General features: G+C 50.0%; 1 protein-coding gene. It reads right to left on the minus strand.

The features are described from left to right. Window positions 1–293: hypothetical protein (locus tag NE665_RS24205; RefSeq protein WP_227163564.1), on the minus strand; the 293-nt coding region annotated here is incomplete at its 3' end. Between the last annotated feature and the right edge of the window lie 35 nt (window positions 294–328).

Consider the following 328-nt stretch of genomic DNA (forward strand, 5'->3'; position numbering starts at 1 on the left):
ACTCCTTCCATCTCACTGTCCTTCAATACTGCATAGATGATGACCTCTCCTGCGAGCAGTCCCCATTTCCCCCACTGGACCATATGCAGGATACTGCCTTGATATCGCTGCGGTACACACACATACAGACCGCTTTGGATCAGGATGAGCAGGAAGAAGATCCCTGCCATGATGAGCATGCACAGTCTCGTCTTTTTGATCATCGCCTGCTTCATCTCCTGTAGCCAGAGCGTCCTGCTTTTCAGCTGTTCCTGCTTCTTCCTCAATTCCCTTGTGGATTCTTCGCAAACCATGCGGCTATCTCCTTCTCTGTTGCATTGTCCTTCAA

This window comes from Clostridium sp. DFI.1.208 (assembly GCF_024463855.1).
Lineage (GTDB): Bacteria > Bacillota_I > Bacilli_A > Erysipelotrichales > Erysipelotrichaceae > Clostridium_AQ.